Source organism: Allopontixanthobacter sp. (genome assembly GCF_034376665.1).
GTDB lineage: Bacteria > Pseudomonadota > Alphaproteobacteria > Sphingomonadales > Sphingomonadaceae > Allopontixanthobacter.
The window spans coordinates 1-15377 of sequence record NZ_JAXMJI010000072.1; the positions used below are offsets into that span (position 1 = coordinate 1).

The window sequence follows — 15377 nt, forward strand, 5'->3', positions numbered from 1 at the left end:
AGCGCGCCAAACGGCCTGGTCGTGCCGGTGATCCGCAATGCCGAGACGCTGCCCTTTGCAGGGATCGAGAAGACCATCGCCGATTTCGGCAAGCGCGCCAAGGACGGCACGCTCAAGATGGAAGAGATGAAGGGCGGCACCTTCACCATCTCCAATGGCGGCGTGTTCGGATCGCTGATGTCGACCCCGATCATCAACCCGCCGCAAAGCGCCGTGCTCGGCCTGCACCGGATCGAAGACCGGGTGGTAGTGATTGACGGCGAAATGGTAATTCGCCCGATGATGTATATCGCGCTGTCCTATGACCACCGCCTGATCGACGGGCGCGAGGCGGTTACCGCGCTGAAAATCATCAAGGATGCGATCGAGGATCCCACGCGGATGCTGATCGATCTGTGATGATGTATCTATTTTCTCTTGCGGGCGGTCTAGCCGGGCTTTTTTGGTTTTTCGGCTGGCTTGAAATTCGTGTTCATCGAAGTGGTGTCGCGAAGTATGGCGAACACTATCAATCTACTTACGATGTAATCAAAATCGGTTATGTCTGTATGTTCCTTTATTTTGCTGCTCTTTCCCTCGCATTTTCCGACGGGAACGAATCCGGTGACTATTTCGATCCGTGCACTGGCAGCATGCGTTGTTGAGAGAAACTATGGCTGACCAAACTTACGATTACGATGTCCTGATCATCGGTGCCGGCCCCGGCGGCTATGTCGCGGCAATCCGCGCGGCCCAGCTGGGCCTGAAGACCGCTTGCGTGGAAAGCCGCGAGACGCTGGGTGGCACCTGCCTCAATGTTGGGTGTATCCCGTCCAAGGCACTGCTGCACGCTTCCGAATTGCTGGACGAGGCGCAGAACGGGCACATGGCGGCGTGGGGCATCACGGCCAACGCCACGTTCGATCTCGGTGTGATGATGGCGGAAAAGACCAAGGCCGTGGGTGAGCTGACCGGCGGGATCGAATTCCTGTTCAAGAAGAACAAGGTCACCTGGATCAAGGGCCATGCGGCGTTTCAGGACGCGCATACGGTCACCGTCGGCGGCGAAACGCACACCGCCAAAGACATCGTGATCGCGACCGGGTCCAGCGTGACGCCGCTGCCGGGGGTGGAAGTGGACAATGCGAAAGGCCGGATCGTCGATTCCACCGGCGCACTTGAACTCAGCGAAGTGCCCGAACATTTGGTAGTGATCGGCGGCGGGGTGATCGGGCTGGAGCTCGGCTCGGTCTGGCGGCGGCTCGGCGCGAAGGTCACCGTGGTCGAATTCCTCGACCTGCTGCTGCCCGGTATGGACACCGATGTCCGCAAGGAAGCGGGCAAGATCTTCAAGAAGCAGGGCATGGATATCCGGCTGAAAAGCAAGGTCACCGGTGCTTCCGTCAAGGGCAAGAAAGTCACGCTAACGGTCGAGCCTGCCGCAGGCCCGTCGACAGGCTCAGGAGGAGCGGAGCCAGAAACGATCGAAGCAAGCCATGTGCTGGTGTCGATCGGGCGGCGTCCCAATGTGGACGGGCTCAATCTCGAAGCCATCGGGCTGGAACTGAACAAGCGCGGCCAGATCGAAACCGCGCATGATTTCCGCACCAAGGTGCCCGGCGTATGGGCCATTGGCGATGTGATCCCTGGCCCGATGCTCGCCCACAAGGCAGAGGATGAAGGCATTGCCGTGGCGGAGTTCATTGCCGGACAGACGGGCATCGTGAACCACGCTGTCATTCCCGGCGTGGTCTATACCATGCCCGAATTCGCCGATGTCGGTATGACCGAGGACGAAGCCAAGGAAGCCGGACACACCGTCAAGGTCGGCAAATTCCCGATGATGGCCAACAGCCGCGCCAAGGCCAACCGCGACACCGACGGTTTCGTGAAAGTCGTTGCCGATGCCGAAACCGACCGCGTGCTCGGCGTCCACATCGTCGCCAGCCTGGCCGGAACGATGATTGCCGAAGCGGCTCTGGCGATGGAATTCGGCGCGACGTCGGAAGACATCGCCTATACCTGCCACGCCCATCCGACCCATGCAGAGGCGTTGAAAGAAGCGGCGATGGCGGTTCAGGGCAAACCGATCCATATGTAACGAACCGGACCGGCGGAGGGGTAAATCATGGCGCGACAAAAATGGATGCTCCGCTTTGCCCGCTGGCATATCTGGCTCGGCTGGCTGGTCGGCGTGCCGGTGGTGATGTGGATGGTGACCGGATTGGTGATGGTCGCCCGGCCGATCGACGAGGTGCGCGGCAACCACCTGCGAATCGAGCAGCCGGAATCTCCCCTGCCCCCCGACACCGCGATTTCCGTGGCCTTGCCGGACGATCCCGCCCGTCCCGTGAAATCAGTCACCACCGCGATGCAGTCCGACCAGCCGGTCACCACCATCGAATATATGGACGGCGCGCTCGAACGTTTCGGCTCAAGCGGCGCGCGGCTGCCGCCGCTTAATGAGATCGAGGCGCGGGTGGTCGTGGCCGAGCAAATCGTCGGCGGGGACCGGATCGCTTCGATCACCGCCTTCGATGCCGACAACGTGCCGTTCGATTTCCGCCGCCCGCTCGCCGTGTGGCAGGTCGAACTGGACAGCGGCGACCGGATTTACATCGGGCGCGACACCGGGCAGATCGAAGCCGTCCGTACCCGGTGGTGGCGGCTGTTCGATTTCATGTGGGGGCTGCACATCATGGATCTGCAAACGCGGGAAGACACGTCGCATCCCATTCTGATCCTGTTTGCCGCACTTGGTCTGATTGGGGCGCTGCTCGGTACAATGCTGATGTTCCGTCGGCGCAAAGCGAGGCCGAGAGCGTGAGTCTGGCCGTGGTTCCGGCGGTATTGCCGCCGGTCCTCGATCTTGCAGGCACAGCCGTTTTCGCGCTGACCGGCGCGCTGCTCGCGGCGCGGCTGCGGCAGACCTTCGTCACGATGGCGTTTTTTGCCTTGATCACGGGGGTCGGCGGAGGGTCCTTGCGCGATATGCTGATCGGCACGCCCGCCTTCTGGACGCAAAACCCCTGGGTTGCCCCGGTGATCTTCGCCACCGCCCTGATCGCATGGTTCACACCGCGGCGCTGGTGGGAGGGGGAATTGCTCGAATGGGCCGACGCCGCCGGTCTGGCCGCCTTCGCAGTGCTCGGCACCGCCAAGGCGCTGGCGTTCGGCGTGGCGCCCGTTCCGGCAATGGTGATGGGGGTGATTACCGGCTGCGCGGGCGGGGTGATCCGCGACGTGATCGCGGGCGAACCCTCGATCATCATGCGGCCGGAACTTTACGTCACCGCCGCAGCGTTGGCGGCTGCGGTGACGGTGCTGGGCTCCGCCCTCGCCCTGTCCGATGCGCTGGTGTGGGGAACCGCGTGGATTGCGGGCTTTTCCCTGCGCGGTGCGGCAATCCGGTGGAAACTCGCCCTGCCCGCCTACGATGACCGTTCAGGCAAACAGGGCGGCGATGATGTTGGTGATGATGCCGGAGAAACGCGCGGCTAATCGCCGTAGCGGTCGTCCTGAGCTCCCGAATTATCCGGGTAATCCTCGTAGCTTTCGCCGGGTACCGGGCCGCCGGGATAGGCGGGTGCGTCACCCGACGGAACAGGGCCAGAGGAACCTGGTTCGCTTCCGGAATAGTCCGGAACGGGCGCGGCAGGACCTGCATTGCCCCACGCATCGGCATAGCGATCATCGCTCCACTGGCGATCATCCACCTGGCCGGAGCTACCCCGATAACCGCTGCCGTCACCGTAGCTGACATCGTCAATCCGGCCGTCCTGACCGATCCGGCAGGTAAAGCCATTGCCGTCGAACAACACTCCGGACACGCGCCAGCCGTTGCCCGAACGTTCGACCGCATCGACCGAACCGACGCGGGCATCGCGTTCGACTTCGCGCACGCACATATCGGCAGCGCGATCGATGCCGCGTGCGGCGCCTGAATTGGAATTGTAGCCGGCGCGATCGGGATAAGGCGCGGGATACCGCGGCTCCCTCGGCTTCGACACTGCGCTGGCAACCGCCGCGATCGCGCCGATGACCAGCAGACCGCCAATTACATCGCCCGCGTCGATATGGTCGCGGTGGCCGCGGTATCGGCCGCGGTAGCGGTCACGGTTGACGGTAACGCTGCCCGCTTCCCACGCATTTTGAGCCATGGTCGCAGAGGGTGAAGCCGGGACTCGAATCTCCGCAGCGGCGGCGGGTGTCGCGGCCAGGGACAGGGCGGCCATCAGCCCGGCGGAAGAAGACAAAAGGGAAATGCGGTTCATGTTCTGGTCCCCATCAATTGCACAGGCATATGCGGTCCAGGCTTTCATCAGCCTGAACCGCATAACCCCTGTTAAGGGTGGTACTGCTCGCATCAGCGGAGCCCGCGGACACCGCTAAAGTCAAGATCGACAACCCGTCCGCGCGAAATGTCGCAGGTGAAGTTGCCACTGTCGGCGCGGCGGCCCCGATCATAGCGATCATAGCGGTTGCCGTAGCCACGCTGGCCCTGAACATCGATGCGGCCCTTTACCCGCCAGCCGTAACGCTTGTCATCCACATCGCGGATGTCGGTGACGTTCGCGAAGCGATAGCCTGCGCGCTGAGCGTTGATTTCGGCGGCACGGACACACTGTTCGACTGCAGCGCGGGGATTTCCGCGGCCGTAATAGTCGTTGTAATTGCCGCGATAATCACGCTGGTTGTAATTATATCCGTCGCTGTAATGGCGATTGTAGCCGCGGTCCTTGCTCGCTGCGGAAGCGATTGCGGCAATACCGCCGATGATCACGGCACCGGCAATGATCTCGCCTGCGCTGATGCCGTCATCCCGGTCACGGGCGAAGGCGGGGGCTGCAGAGGTCATCGCCATTGCGCCAGCGGCGACGGTTCCGACGAGTGTTTTGGTTAGTGTAGTCATGGGTCGTTCCTCGCTTGGCGCCAGGGCGGAAGTGCTCCGGCGTCAAACAGGGTTCTAACCGATTCGTGCTGTTGTCAGTCTGAATTGGGCTGACAGCAGGCGTTCATAAAAGTACCGGCTTTTGTGAACGCCTGCGCAGAGCAATTATTCCGCGCCCGCTGGAGGAACGGTCAAACCGGTCCACCGAGCAAGGAAGCTGAGCACATCGGCACCTTCCTCGATCACCTTGTCGGTCGGCTTGCCCGAACCATGACCGGCCCTTGTTTCAATCCGGATCAGGTGCGGCTTGTCACCCGCATCGGCGGCCTGGAGCGCGGCTGTGTATTTGAAGCTGTGGCCGGGGACCACGCGGTCATCGGTATCAGCCGTGGTCACCAGCACCGGCGGATATTCCACCCCGCTGCGGATGTTGTGATAGGGTGAATAGGTCAGCAGGGTCTGGAAATCCGCTTCCTTGGAGGGATAGCCGTAATCGTCGACCCAGTACCGACCCGCCGTCCAGCGGTCGAAGCGGAGCATATCCATCACGCCGACAGCAGCCTGCGCCGCATCGACGAGGTCTGGCCGCTGGTTGGTGACCGCACCGACCAGCAGGCCCCCGTTGGAACCGCCGCGAATGGCAAGCCCGTCCGAAGTGGTGATGCCTTGCGCCTTCAGATATTCGCCCGCCGCGATGAAATCGTCGAACACGTTCTGCTTGTTCGCGAGCCGGCCTCCGTCATGCCATTCCTTGCCGTATTCCCCGCCGCCCCGAATATTGGCGACGGCATAGACGCCGCCGGCTTCCAGCCATGCCATCGCAGTGGCCGAAAATCCGGGGGTGAGCGAGATATCGAACCCGCCGTAACCGTAAAGCATGGTCGGCGCTGCTGTGTTGGTGGCGGCCAGCGCGGTATTGCGCACGATGAACAGCGGCACCCGCGTACCATCTTTCGAGGTATAGAACTGCTGTTCGACCGAATATTTCTCCGGATCAAAGGTCAGTTCCGGCGTCGCGAACGCAGTTTTCTCGCCGGTTCCGATGTTCAGCCGGTAGATCGCGCCGGGCTGGTTGAAACTGGTGAAGGTGTAGAAGGTTTCCGGATCGCCGTACTCGCCGCCGAAGCCCCCTGCCGTTCCCAGCGCGCCCAGTTCGATGTCCGACTGAGGGGTCCCGTCGAGCGCGAATACCGCCGCGCGGGTCGTGGCATCTTTCAGATACGTCAGGACCAGCTTTTCGCCTACGATCGACGCGCCGTCGATCGGCTGGTCGGTTTCGGGCACCACGACTTTCCACTCGGCACCGGGCTGGTCGAGATTGATCGAGACCAGCTTGTAACGCGGCGCGTCTTCGTTGGTCACGAAATACATCGTGCCATCGACCGCACCGATTGGCCGCCACGCATTTTCGAAGCCGGGAACCAGCAACCGCGGCTGCCAGCCGTTGCCATCACGCGCGGCGAGGTCGATGACGTTGATTTCATCCTTGGAATCGGTGCCGAAGGAACTGCTGATCACCGCCCAGCGGCCATCATCGGTCACCCCTGCGCCGTTGCCGCGCTTGGGCTGGTCCGGCGTCGCGAACACCAGCTGGTCCTCGCTCTGCGGGGTGCCGAGTTTGTGATAATAGACCGCCTGATTGTAATTCAGCGCCTGGAAATCCTGGCCTTCTTCGGGCTCTGGGAAACGCGAATAGAGGAAGCCTTCCTCCACAACCCAGGCGAGTCCGGTGAACTTCGCCCATTTGATTTCGTCGGTCAGCTGTTCGCCTGTATCGACGTCCAGCACCCGGAGGATTCGCCAGTCCGTGCCGCCGTCCTGTACGCTGTAGAGCAGGTATTTGCCCTCGGGCGACGGGGTCCAGTCGGACAGTGCAGTTGCACCGTCTTGCGCCCAGGCATTGGGATCGAGCAACAGGCGGCGCTCGCTGTCCAGGCTATCCTGGACATAGAGCGGCGACTGGTTCTGGAGGCCGGAATTACGCGTATAGAAATAGCGTGAGCCCGCCTTTTCCGGAATGCCGAAGCGCTCGTAATCGAGCAGCGCACCCAGCTTCTGCTTGAACCATTCGTTACCCGGCAGCGTTGCCAAGTAGGCGTCCGTCACCCGGTTTTGCGCCGCGACCCATTCGGCAACTTCCGGATCATTGCGGACATCGTTTTCAAGCCAGCGATAGGGGTCCGCGACCTCCTTGCCGAAGATCGTCTCGACAATGCCATCGCTGCGGGTCTCGGGATACATCGGCGGGGACACTTCCTGGGCGGCGAGGGAGACTGGAAGCGCGGTGCCAAGCGGCAGCGCGAGCAGGCAGGCAGCACCTGCAAGAAGGCGGGAACGGATCATCTGGTACTCCGAGGGGAAATTGCGACTGTTTCCGTTGTAGCCGGATGATCGGGGTTTGCAATCCTGCGTCGGGGTTGGTGCAGATTGCAATGAAAAGGGGCCGGAAGTTTCCTCCCGGCCCCCTTCGGTGATCGCTTCGGAAAACGCGCGTTACGCGTCTTCGTATTCTTCGTCCCGGTTCATCACAGGACCACTGTCCTTGCCGCGCGCCTCGACATCGCGGTCGACGAATTCGATGATCGCCATCTGGGAAGCATCGCCGGCGCGGATGCCGGCGCGGACGATCCGCAGATAGCCGCCTTCCCGGTTTGCATAGCGTTCGGCCAAGGTGTCGAACAGCTTGCGGACCTGCGCATCGTCGTTCATCCGGGCTGCCGCAAGACGGCGGTTGCTGAGGCCGCCGCGCTTGGCCAGCGTTACCAGCTTTTCGACATAGGGGCGCAGTTCCTTGGCTTTCGGCAAGGTTGTCTGGATCTGCTCATGCTTGACCAGCGCGTCCGCCATGTTGCGGAACAGGGCCTTGCGGTGGCCCGATTTACGGCTGAGCTTCCGCTGTGAAATACCGTGACGCATAATGGTAACTCCGTTCGATGAGGGCCCGTATCAGGTAGCCCAAAGCTGGCGGCGCTTAAGGTGCGCCGCCGGAACCTGTTCAGCCGAGCAGTTCCTGTTCGAGCTTCTTGGCCATTTCCTCGATATTCTCGGGCGGCCATCCGGGGATGTCCATGCCCAGACGCAGACCCATGCTCGACAGCACTTCCTTGATTTCGTTCAAGGACTTGCGGCCGAAATTCGGGGTCCGGAGCATTTCGGCTTCGGTCTTCTGGACCAGATCGCCGATATAGATGATGTTGTCGTTCTTGAGGCAATTGGCCGAACGGACTGACAGTTCGAGTTCGTCGACCTTCTTGAGCAGGTAACGGTTGAGCTGGTTCGCATCGGATTCTTCCGGTGCGGCAGCCATGCCGATCATCTGGCCTTGCGGCTGCGGGATGCCGTCTTCGAAGTGGACGAACAGGGTCAGTTGGTCCTGCAGGATGCGCGCGGCATAGGCCACGGCATCTTCCGGGGTGATCGTACCATCGGTTTCGATCGTCAGATTGAGCTTGTCGTAGTCGAGTTCCTGACCAACGCGGGCGTTGTCCACCTTGTAACTAACCTGGCGCACGGGCGAATAGAGCGAGTCGACCGGGATCAGCCCGATTGGGGCGTCGATCGGACGGTTGGCCACTGCCGGAACATAGCCGCTGCCGGTGTCGGCAGTCAGTTCCATGTTGAAGCTGGCGCCCTCATCGAGATGGCAGATCACCAGATCCTTGTTCATCACTTCGATGTCGCCGGAAACGGCAATATCGCCGGCCTTGACGGTGGCCGGGCCGGTGGCGGACAGCTGCAGGCGCTTAGGGCCTTCGCCTTCCATCTTGAGAGCGATCTGCTTCACGTTGAGCACGATGTCGGTGACATCTTCGCGCACGCCGGCGAGGCTGCTGAATTCATGCAGTACGTTCTCGATCTTGATCGAGGTTATCGCGGCACCCTGCAGCGAGGAAAGCAGCACGCGGCGCAGGGCGTTGCCAAGAGTGAGGCCATAACCGCGTTCGAGCGGCTCGGCGACAAAAGTGGTCTTGCGCTTGCCTTCGCCACCATCCTTGATTTCAAGGCTGTTGGGTTTCTTGAGTTCCTGCCAGTTCTTGGTGTTGACGGACATGGATTTCCCCTGGAGTTCGGTTCGGGCGGGATCGGTGCGGTGACGGTTTTGTCAAACCCGCGGCCGATCCGTGAAAACACGGCGGCCTGTGAAATTCACCGGCCGCCGAGAAGGCGGATTAGACGCGGCGCCGCTTGGACGGGCGGACCCCGTTGTGCGGTATCGGCGTTACGTCACGGATCGAAGTGATCGTGAAGCCAACGGCCTGCAGTGCCCGCAGCGCGCTTTCGCGGCCTGAGCCAGGGCCTTTGACTTCGACTTCCAGGGTCCGCACGCCGTGTTCGGCGGCTTTCTTGCCGGCATCGTCCGCAGCCACCTGGGCGGCATACGGAGTCGACTTGCGGCTGCCCTTGAAGCCCATCGCGCCTGCACTGGACCAGCTGATGGCATTGCCCTGTGCGTCGGTGATGGTGATCATGGTGTTGTTGAAGCTGGCGTTTACGTGCGCAACGCCGCTGGAAATGTTTTTCCGCTCGCGGCGCCTGATGCGCTGTGGTTCGCGTGCCATGGTATCGTTATCCTGTTCTTGTAAGAAGGTGAGGTAAGTAGGGTGCCAAACGGCAGCTGCTTACTTCTTCTTGCCCGCGATAGCCTTTGCCTTGCCCTTGCGGGTCCGGGCATTGGTGTGGGTGCGCTGGCCGCGGACCGGAAGGCCCTTGCGGTGACGCAGCCCGCGGTATGACGCCAGATCCATCAGGCGCTTGATATTCATCGCAGTGGTGCGACGAAGATCGCCTTCGACGGGATGGTCCGCATCGATGGTTTCGCGAATCTGAAGGATTTCCGCATCCGAGAGGTCCTGAACGCGGCGGGCATGGTCGATGCCCAGCTTGTCCGCAATCCGGACCGCCGTGGTGCGGCCGATACCGTGAATATAGGTGAGCGCGATGATCACGCGCTTGTTGGTGGGGATATTTACCCCGGCAATACGAGCCACTTACTTCTCCATGCTCCACAGGAAACGCGCAAATCCGCAAAAAACGGAAGGGAGCGCCCCTATCTCATCGCTACAAAATCATCCCGGATTACAAAGCATTGAAACGGCAAAAGCCCGGTTGGCGTGCTCAATGGCTAGCGCCTGCCGGACGATTCACGCCTTCGGATACTGTAATCCTCGAATGAGGACCGCGCTTAAGACGATTCTCGCAGCGCGTCAACCGGTAAGCGCGCAAACACGCACACGCCCCGCAAAGTGGGTGGCGTGCTACCGAATGCAAGGGTTGTAACGATTTCCGTTGTCCGGTGCAAACCCCAACTTTCCGGCACGCCCTGTCCCCCTGTTCAGACCACGCCGAACGCCAGCATTGCATCGGCGACCTTCTTGAATCCTGCGATATTTGCGCCCTTCACATAATCGACATAGCCGTTGCCCTTGTCGCCATAGGCTATGCAGCGACCATGAATGCCTTGCATGATGTCGAGCAGCATCTGCTGCAGTTCTTCTTCCTTCCACGAACGCCGTGCGGAATTCTGGCTCATCTCCAATCCGGAAACCGCGACTCCGCCGGCGTTGGCCGCCTTGCCCGGCGCGAACATGATCCTGGCGTCCTTGAACACATGGGTCGCCTCGAGCGTGGACGGCATATTGGCACCTTCCGATACCGCGATGCAGCCGTTGGCGACCAGCGCCTTTGCCTCACCCGCATCGAGTTCGTTCTGCGTGGCGCACGGCAGGGCGACGTCGCATTCGACATGCCACGGACGATTGCCTTCGTGGAAGGTCGCCCCCTTGAACTCGTCCGCATATTCGCTGATCCGCCCACGCCGGTGAGTCTTGTGCGCCTTGATCCAATTGATCTTGTCCTGACCGATGCCATCGGGATCGTGAATGAAGCCGCCGGAATCGGACATCGTCACCACCTTGCCGCCAAGCTGGGTGATCTTCTCCGCAGCGTGCGTCGCAACATTGCCGGATCCGGAAATGACCGCCGTCTTGCCCTTCACCTCGTCGCCGCGGTGCTTGAGCATTTCCTGCAGGAAATAGACCGCGCCGTAGCCGGTCGCTTCGGGCCGGATCATCGATCCGCCATATTCCATGCCCTTGCCGGTGAGGACGCCGGTGAAATGGTTGGTGATCCGCTTGTACTGTCCGAACATATAGCCGATTTCGCGCCCGCCGACGCCGATGTCACCGGCCGGGACGTCCACGTCCGCGCCGATATGGCGATAGAGTTCGGTCATGAAACTCTGGCAGAAGCGCATGACTTCGCGGTCGGATTTGCCCTTGGGGTTGAAGTTCGAACCGCCCTTCCCGCCGCCCATCGGCAAGCCGGTAAGCGCGTTCTTGAACGTCTGTTCGAAGGCGAGGAACTTGAGCACGCTTTCGTTCACGCTGGGATGGAACCGGATACCGCCCTTGTATGGACCGATCGCGTTGTTGTTCTGGACCCGCCAGCCACGCTGGACCCGGATATGGCCCGCGTCGTCTTCCCAGCAAACCCGGAAACTCACCACCCGGTCTGGCTCCGCGATGCGGCGGAGTATCTGCTGCGAGTGGTATTCTTCCTTGTCCTCCATGAATTCGAAGATGTCCTGCGCCACTTCCTGCACCGCCTGAGTGAACTCCGGCTGATGCGGGTTGCGGCGCTGCACGCCTTCCATGAACGTCTCGAAATCGACATGATCTGTAACTGCCACGATCGCCCCTCCTGATTGCCGGCGGACATCATGCCAGCCAGAAATTATTCGCGACCATGCCCCGGGGTGTCGTGTCCAAGGCGGACAAGCCCCCTACGTGCCATGCGGCAGTCTAGCGGTGAATTTCGTCCACGCAATGGCCCTGACAAGGGTTTATCGCAGACACCCTGGCTCGCGGGTGCCGAACTATTCGTCGCCCATCGGGCCGAAGGCTTCCTCTACTGTGGCTGGCTTCTTCGGGGGTGCTTTGGCGGCGGGTGGGCCCGATGGCGTTTCACCTGCAGTGGGTGCGCCGTCACCGGCATCTTCCGGCGTATCTTCCTTGGGCGCCGCCTTGCCCTTCGCCGAGGCTCCCGTCACCGGACCGAGCAGCTTGGCAAGACCGCCCAGCTGCTGGCTCATCACCCCGTCAACCGCCTTGGCAATCTCGGGCGTTTCAAAGCGCATATAGCCGCCGACCACATATTCAAACACGATCACCGTGCCCGCGTCCGACGGCGTGAGGGTGACGGTGAGGACGCCCTGCACCGGCTCGCTTTGCAGCGGCCCGAGGCCGCCGCGCATCCGCAGCGCCTTGCCCGGATCGGCGAGCAGGACGACCATATGCTGCGCGCTGCCGCGGCGGACACCCTCGGGCGCATCCTTAGGCACGGGCAGCAATTCGCAGAAGCAGCCGCCGCCCTGCGGGCTGATGTAGAGATTTTCCGCATCGGCGGACCAGGTATGGCTGCTGTTCCACCATTTCGACGGTGTGATCAGCGCCTGCCATGCATCGAAGGGTGTTGCTTTCACCACTGCCGCATCGCGGGTGACGAAGCTTCCCTCCCCCTGTTCGATGACCTCGGCCGAAGCTTGCCCCGGGTTCAGGAGGATCGCCGCACAGGCAGCAGTCACGGCAAGTGGCAGTTTCAGCATCGCGGGCACCTTTGCACAATCGTTCCGATTTCCGCGGTTTATTCCACGGTGCGGTGCAAAGGCCAAGAGATCATCCGCAAAATATCCAGTCGTACCGGATTTCTGCCGCGTTCAGTTCAGGATCGCGTCGAGCGCAGAGGTTACCGTATCGATGCTGGCCATCCCGTCGACCCGGCTGACGATGCCGCGCGCTTCATACACCGGCAGGACCGGCGCAGTCTTTGCGCGGTATTCCTTCATCCGCATACGCACGGTTTCTTCGTTATCGTCCGGCCGCCGCTTGAAGTGGGTGCTGCCGCATTTGTCGCACACACCCTCAACCTTCGGGAGCTTGTGGCGGTCGTGATATCCCGCGCCGCAATTCGCGCAGGTGAAGCGGCCGGTGATCCGGTCGACCAGCGCATCTTCGTCCACTTCGAGTTCGATGACATGGTCGAGCGAGCGGCCGTGACGTGCGAGGATTTCCTCCAGCGACCGGGCCTGCTGCTTGGTGCGTGGGTACCCGTCGAAGATCGCCCCGGTTTCCGGTCCCATCTGCCCAAGTTCGTCGTCAATCAGCGCGGATACGATTTCGTCGGAAACCAGCTCCCCGCGGGCCATGACGGCTTTGGCTTCGAGCCCGACTCGCGTTCCTGCCTTGACCGCTTCGCGCAGCATGTCGCCGGTGGAAAGCTGACGCATCCCGTATTGATCGACCAGACGCGACGCCTGGGTGCCTTTACCGGCACCCGGGGGGCCCAACAGGATAATGTTCACGGCAGAAACCCCCTCGATCCGGAACTGCATCGCATCAGCGATTGCGGCCCTTCAATTTCGCCTTCTTGATCAGATCGCCATATTGGTGGGCAAGCAGATGTGACTGCACCTGGCTGATCGTATCGACGGTGACGTTGACCACGATCAGCAGGCTGGTTCCGCCCAGAAACAACGGAATGCCGGTCTGCGCAATCACATATTCCGGAATGACGCACACCAGCGTAAGGTAGGCGGCACCGACAACCGTGATACGGGTCAGGACGTAATCGAGATATTCGGCCGTGCGGTTGCCCGGACGGATCCCGGGAATGAACCCGCCGTTCTTCTTCAGATTCTCCGCCGTTTCTTCCGGATTGAACACCACTGCGGTGTAGAAGAAGCAGAAGAAGATGATACCGGCCGCATACAGCGCCATGTACAATGGCTGGCCGTGCTGCAGATATTGAAGCGTCGATTGCAGGATCGCGCCGCCGGTGCTTTCGGTGCTGACCGATGCGCCGGCGAACTGGGTAATCGTCAGCGGCAGCAACAGCAGCGAACTGGCGAAAATCGGCGGGATAACGCCCGCGGTGTTGATTTTCAGCGGCAAATGGCTGCGGTCAGCCTGCATCATGCCCTGGGCGCTGGCGCGCTTGGGATATTGGATCAGCAGCCGGCGCTGCGCCCGCTCCATGAAGCAGATGAACAGGATCAGCACCACTACCATGACGATGAAACCGATGATTACCGCCGGGCCGATCGAACCGGTCCGGCCGCCTTCGAAAAGGTTGGTCACGAATGTTGGGAACTGGGCGACAATGCCGGCCATGATGATCAGCGACACGCCGTTGCCGATCCCGCGGCTGGTGATCTGTTCGCCCAACCACAGCAGAAACATCGTCCCGCCAACGAGGCTGATGACGGCGCCGATGCGGAACATGTAGCCGGTCTGGACCACGGCCTGCAGGCCGCTCTGCGCGCCGTAGGCCTCGAGCCCGGCGGCCAGGAACCAGCCCTGGATCGCGCACAGGAACACCGTGCCGTAGCGGGTGTACTGGTTGAGTTTCTGCCGGCCGGTCTGGCCTTCCTTCTTCAGCGCCGCGAGTGCAGGATGGAGCGAGGACGCCATCTGCACCACAATCGACGCGGTAATATAGGGCATCACGCCGAGCGCGATCAGGCTCATCCGTTCCAGACTGCCGCCGGAGAAGGTGTTGAACAGGTCGAGAATTCCGCCCCGGGTCTGGTCGTACAGCGTTTCCAGCACCAGCGGGTTGACCCCCGGCAGCGGCACGAAGCTGAGGAAGCGGAAAACGATCAGCGCACCGATGGTGAACCAGATACGCTTCTTGAGCTCGGTGGCTTTCGAGAAATTGGCGAGACTTAGGTTGCTCGCAATATTATCGGCGCGTGATGCCATGTTCTTGTGTGAGCCTTGACGTGTGTTAGCCGTTAATCGGGCACCGGATGATCCGGCCTTCGATGGTCACATAAGGTGCCGTTGCCCGAATGTCGAACCCTGCACCTGCAAAAACCAACATCCCGGCCATTTGCGGGGCCGCTGTCCACAGGCATCGCGCCCATTTCGGCAGCCCCGGCCATGGCCGGGACGGTGATTTCTTACTTCTTGTTCTTCTTCTCGAGACGCTTGGCCGTCGCTTCGGCCTTCTTCGCCTTGACTTCCAAATTGGTCGGGAGGGTCACTTCAACCGAACCGCCAGCCTTCTCGACAGCGGCAACCGCGCCCTTGGATGCACCGGCGACGGAGAACTGGACTTTCTTGGCGGTCAGTTCGCCCTTGGCCAGCAGCCGCACGCCGTTCTTGCCGCCGCGGCCGAGGCCGGCGGCCTTCAGTGCCGCGTGATCGACCAGCTTGCCGGCGTCGAGCTTGCCCGCATCGATGAACTTCTGGACCATGCCCAGGTTCACTTCAGCAAAATCCTTCCCGAACGGGTTGTTGAAGCCGCGCTTCGGCAGACGCATGTGGAGCGGCATCTGCCCGCCTTCGAAGCCTTTTACGGCAACGCCGGAACGGCTCTTCTGGCCCTTCTGGCCGCGGCCGGAGGTCTTGCCCTTGCCCGAACCGATGCCCCGACCCACGCGCATGCGTGACTTGCGGGCACCGTCATTATCGCGGATTTCATTCAGTTTCATGGTTTTGCACTAGCT

Annotated in this window: 17 protein-coding genes; 5 read left to right on the forward strand and 12 right to left on the reverse strand. The window is 61.5% G+C overall.

Annotated elements, in window-relative coordinates; translation table 11 throughout:
• The 5 genes from U0988_RS07850 to U0988_RS07870 all read left to right on the forward strand — a co-directional run.
• The coding region (locus tag U0988_RS07850; protein WP_322292074.1) for a 2-oxo acid dehydrogenase subunit E2 at window positions 1–399 on the forward strand (399 nt) is incomplete at its 5' end.
• A complete protein-coding gene (locus tag U0988_RS07855; RefSeq protein WP_322292075.1) occupies window positions 399–644 on the forward strand; it encodes a hypothetical protein in 246 nt (81 codons plus the stop codon). The genes U0988_RS07850 and U0988_RS07855, both read left to right, overlap by 1 nt.
• A gap of 8 nt (window positions 645–652) precedes the next feature.
• A complete protein-coding gene (lpdA, locus tag U0988_RS07860; protein ID WP_322292076.1) occupies window positions 653–2080 on the forward strand; it encodes a dihydrolipoyl dehydrogenase in 1428 nt (475 codons plus the stop codon).
• Between the two features lie 27 nt (window positions 2081–2107).
• A complete protein-coding gene (locus tag U0988_RS07865; protein WP_322292077.1) occupies window positions 2108–2806 on the forward strand; it encodes a PepSY domain-containing protein in 699 nt (232 codons plus the stop codon).
• Entirely contained in the window at window positions 2803–3480 is a 678-nt protein-coding gene (locus U0988_RS07870) for a trimeric intracellular cation channel family protein (protein ID WP_322292078.1), read from the forward strand. Before U0988_RS07865 ends, U0988_RS07870 begins: the two co-directional genes overlap by 4 nt.
• Here the strand turns inward: U0988_RS07870 and U0988_RS07875 are convergent.
• The 12 genes from U0988_RS07875 to rplO all read right to left on the reverse strand — a co-directional run bounded on the left by U0988_RS07875 (window position 3477) and on the right by rplO (window position 15362).
• Window positions 3477–4253 (reverse strand): hypothetical protein, encoded by a 777-nt coding sequence (locus tag U0988_RS07875; protein ID WP_322292079.1) that lies wholly within the window; start codon window positions 4251–4253, stop codon window positions 3477–3479. The genes U0988_RS07870 and U0988_RS07875 overlap by 4 nt on opposite strands.
• 92 nt (window positions 4254–4345) lie before the next feature.
• Complete coding sequence (locus U0988_RS07880) at window positions 4346–4891, reverse strand: hypothetical protein (protein ID WP_322292080.1); 546 nt, start codon at window positions 4889–4891, stop codon at window positions 4346–4348.
• Window positions 4892–5035: 144 nt separating this feature from the next.
• Entirely contained in the window at window positions 5036–7213 is a 2178-nt protein-coding gene (locus U0988_RS07885; protein ID WP_322292081.1) for a prolyl oligopeptidase family serine peptidase, read from the reverse strand.
• 150 nt (window positions 7214–7363) lie between these two features.
• The gene (rplQ, locus tag U0988_RS07890) at window positions 7364–7786 is read right to left on the reverse strand and encodes a 50S ribosomal protein L17 (RefSeq protein ID WP_322292082.1); all 423 of its coding nucleotides are present in this window, start codon (window positions 7784–7786) and stop codon (window positions 7364–7366) included.
• Between the two features lie 79 nt (window positions 7787–7865).
• Window positions 7866–8921 (reverse strand): DNA-directed RNA polymerase subunit alpha, encoded by a 1056-nt coding sequence (locus tag U0988_RS07895; RefSeq protein WP_322292083.1) that lies wholly within the window; start codon window positions 8919–8921, stop codon window positions 7866–7868.
• A gap of 118 nt (window positions 8922–9039) precedes the next feature.
• Window positions 9040–9429, reverse strand: coding sequence for a 30S ribosomal protein S11 (gene rpsK / locus U0988_RS07900; RefSeq protein ID WP_127611065.1), 390 nt, complete (start codon window positions 9427–9429; stop codon window positions 9040–9042).
• Between the two features lie 60 nt (window positions 9430–9489).
• Window positions 9490–9858 carry a 30S ribosomal protein S13 gene (gene rpsM, locus U0988_RS07905; RefSeq protein WP_322292084.1) on the reverse strand — a complete coding sequence of 123 codons (369 nt, stop codon included), beginning with the start codon at window positions 9856–9858 and terminating at the stop codon, window positions 9490–9492.
• Between the two features lie 344 nt (window positions 9859–10202).
• Window positions 10203–11558: an NADP-specific glutamate dehydrogenase gene (gene gdhA, locus U0988_RS07910; RefSeq protein WP_322292085.1), complete on the reverse strand. Its 1356-nt coding sequence runs from the start codon at window positions 11556–11558 to the stop codon at window positions 10203–10205.
• Window positions 11559–11744: 186 nt separating this feature from the next.
• Complete coding sequence (locus U0988_RS07915; protein WP_322292086.1) at window positions 11745–12473, reverse strand: SRPBCC family protein; 729 nt, start codon at window positions 12471–12473, stop codon at window positions 11745–11747.
• Window positions 12474–12584: 111 nt separating this feature from the next.
• Window positions 12585–13229, reverse strand: a complete 645-nt coding sequence (locus U0988_RS07920; RefSeq protein WP_322292089.1) for an adenylate kinase — start codon at window positions 13227–13229, stop codon at window positions 12585–12587.
• A 34-nt stretch (window positions 13230–13263) separates the two neighbouring features.
• A complete protein-coding gene (secY, locus tag U0988_RS07925; protein ID WP_322292087.1) occupies window positions 13264–14628 on the reverse strand; it encodes a preprotein translocase subunit SecY in 1365 nt (454 codons plus the stop codon).
• Window positions 14629–14828: 200 nt separating this feature from the next.
• Entirely contained in the window at window positions 14829–15362 is a 534-nt protein-coding gene (gene rplO, locus U0988_RS07930; protein ID WP_322292088.1) for a 50S ribosomal protein L15, read from the reverse strand.
• Between the last annotated feature and the right edge of the window lie 15 nt (window positions 15363–15377).